This is a genomic window from Halorubrum sp. SP9 (genome assembly GCF_005435015.1).
Taxonomy (GTDB): domain Archaea; phylum Halobacteriota; class Halobacteria; order Halobacteriales; family Haloferacaceae; genus Halorubrum; species Halorubrum sodomense.
Window position 1 is genome coordinate 1 of the sequence record NZ_SGXU01000085.1, and the last position, 1,849, is coordinate 1,849.

At 53.3% G+C, this 1,849-nt stretch carries 2 protein-coding genes and 2 pseudogenes; 1 reads left to right on the forward strand and 3 read right to left on the reverse strand.

The annotated features are described in order from the left end of the window. Positions 1-376: pseudogene (locus EXE45_RS16420) on the reverse strand (hypothetical protein); the annotation flags it as partial. After that, a pseudogene (locus tag EXE45_RS16425) lies at positions 376-1,127 on the reverse strand (BrxA family protein). The pseudogenes EXE45_RS16425 and EXE45_RS16420, both read right to left, overlap by 1 nt. Before the next feature lie 108 nt (positions 1,128-1,235). Here EXE45_RS16425 and EXE45_RS16430 point away from each other — a divergent pair. Then, the gene (locus EXE45_RS16430) at positions 1,236-1,454 is read left to right on the forward strand and encodes a hypothetical protein (protein WP_199233664.1); all 219 of its coding nucleotides are present in this window, start codon (positions 1,236-1,238) and stop codon (positions 1,452-1,454) included. Between the two features lie 149 nt (positions 1,455-1,603). Here the strand turns inward: EXE45_RS16430 and EXE45_RS21900 are convergent, their stop codons facing one another. Then, on the reverse strand, positions 1,604-1,834 hold the full coding sequence (locus EXE45_RS21900; protein ID WP_369333766.1) for a tyrosine-type recombinase/integrase: 231 nt from the start codon (positions 1,832-1,834) through the stop codon (positions 1,604-1,606). Positions 1,835-1,849 lie beyond the last annotated feature (15 nt).

Below are 1,849 nucleotides of genomic sequence, written 5' to 3' on the forward strand. Positions count from 1 at the left end.
GTTCCCAACGGCTGCGCAATTCGTTGAGATTGCTCCCTGTCGACGTATCAGGAACAAGATCAGCCCAGACCTCGTCGTAGCGACTCCGGAGCCACTGGGTATCCATCAGTCCGTCGAGGACTGTCAGCAGGTGACTCTTTCCGCTGCCGTAGTAGCCGTAGAGCCAGTAGTTCGGCCCCGTGCGCATGTCCTCTGCCTCGTCGAGCAGGCGATTGACGAAGTCTTCAAAGAAGCGTTGAGAATCTTCCGTGACGTGGTATGACTCTATAGCTTGTCGCCTGTGCCGGTTTTCCTCAGCTGACTGCTCTTCGCGGTCGATGCGTACTGATTCTTCGAAATCCTCAGGCAGGTCTTCGAACCAAGTTGGGCCAACCATCATTCAGCACCCCTTTCAGAGATCCATGCGTACGGTTCGTCAGTAGGCCGCAGTTGGAGGCTTCCGTGGAGTTCGACGTACTTCTAGCCACTCTATCGTAGAGCTCTTCCCACCGATCGCTCGGTTGGAACAGGTACTGGAGGCCGACCGGCGACTCAAACCACTCGTCACCACCCTCCTCGTACGAGTAATCCATCGCAACGAGGAGTGGTACATCTCCAAGGGATGGTGGATCACCGACGACAGTTTGCTGATCTTCAAGGACACCGATCTCACGCATGACTGATCGGACGCCTTCACACCAACGTTCCGTGGTGGAGTCAGCGTAGTCGAAAGCGGACCCATCAGAGTATTCAAATTGGTCAAGCACAGTAGTGAGTGCCTCGTTCGAGAAGTCAAGGGCGTCTGTAGAATTTACAAAAAGTCGCTGTACGTACTCGTGGATGACATAGCGGACAAGCACATCGTCCCCGACGAGATACGGGTAGAGAACTTGCGCTTTGTCCTGTGGCGTTGAGCAGGTATCCAATACTGTAGGTAGGTCACGCGGGTTGGGAAGGCTGGCAGGAGCGTTTTTGAATCGCGATGCGAGAACCCGGTAGATTTTCTGTGAACTGCCTCGTGTACTGCGGTTGGCACGGCGTTCGTCGAACCAGATTTCCTTAACCTGGTTCCAATTCCCGTGTTTATTATAGATTTGAGCGATTTCTTCGGCTCGCTCAACGAGAAGACCACACATGGTCAAGTCCATGTTGACCTCATCGTGAGAGAATCGGTTAGAGAGCGACGGCGGTTGTGTTCTCCCGCCGTCAGGAATAGTGTTCATACAATTTTGAAATCAGTCAACCTACTTTACTATTTGTCATCCGTTGATCCGGGAGACCGAATTGAAAAAGCGGACACTGCGCTCGCAGCCGTGGCGACAGAGTACATTGACGCCGGTGACGTCGAGTTTGCGTATATTGTGGCGACTGACATGGACGCCGGCGAAGGTATTGTTTCGGCGCTCTCACGGAAAGGGTTCGATGGGCGCGTTCAGCTCAAAAATGGGTTCGAGTTGATCGAAGAGATTATTTGACCCGTCACAGGTCGTCGAAGCAGACTCCCTGCTGTCCCCTTAGTTCTGAGGACCGAAACCGATGCTGTCCAGCGATTCACAAGAACACAAATTTCCTACTGTCGTACTTTATACGCCAAAATACTGAGGAACACCAGCAGCGAGGCGGGCTAATATAACCCGCTGCGGATCTTCTCTTCAGCGACCCCGTAACCGTCCACGGGTACTAGATCCAACTTTGAAGGGGTATGCCCCAGAAGTTGGCGAATCTCAGACTGTGGAACCCCGAGCTGAAGCAGGCGCGTTGTGAATGTCGATCGAAGTGCTTGAGGGGTGATGTTCTCGGAAAGACAGTCTTCACTGACTGATTTGACTCGGTTCGTCACCGTCGAGCGGGTGATCCCAACCTCACTTAG